This window comes from Gilvimarinus gilvus (genome assembly GCF_030518155.1).
Lineage (GTDB): Bacteria > Pseudomonadota > Gammaproteobacteria > Pseudomonadales > Cellvibrionaceae > Gilvimarinus > Gilvimarinus gilvus.
In genome coordinates this window covers 1-453 of the sequence record NZ_JAULRU010000268.1, presented here as the reverse complement: position 1 = coordinate 453, position 453 = coordinate 1, and the positions used below count along the sequence as shown (strand labels likewise).

The window sequence follows — 453 nt, the reverse complement described above, 5'->3', positions numbered from 1 at the left end:
CGAAGTACCGAGGCAGCGTTTTTACCGACGAGCATCTGAGTTCGCTGGAAAGCCTCTTTCGCAGCGTGTGTAACGACTTTGAAACGGAACTGGTGGAGTTCAACGGTGAGGCTGATCACGTACATCTGTTAGTGAACTTCCCGCCAAAGGTTTCCGTTTCAAAGCTGGTGAACAGCTTAAAAGGGGTTTCGAGTAGGAGGCTGAAGCAACTTCACCCTGAGTTACTAAAACCCGCGTACATGAAAAACGCTTTATGGAGTCCTAGCTACTACGCGGGAAGCGTTGGCGGTGCACCTATCTCGGTGATACGTCGGTACATCGAACAACAGACCCGTCCACACTAAGGGAGGCTAACGCCTCCCACGCTATCCTTCCCCGCACTAGAAGTACGGGGCTTGCCGCGCATTTCGGTCAACTAGGCTGACTTCGATACCGTAGATATTAATAATAGCA

The 453-nt window shown here is 51.2% G+C and carries 1 protein-coding gene; it reads left to right on the top strand.

The features are described 5' to 3' along the window. The coding region (gene tnpA, locus QWI17_RS04735) for an IS200/IS605 family transposase (RefSeq protein ID WP_302721368.1) at positions 1-344 on the top strand (344 nt) is incomplete at its 5' end. Positions 345-453: the final 109 nt, after the last annotated feature.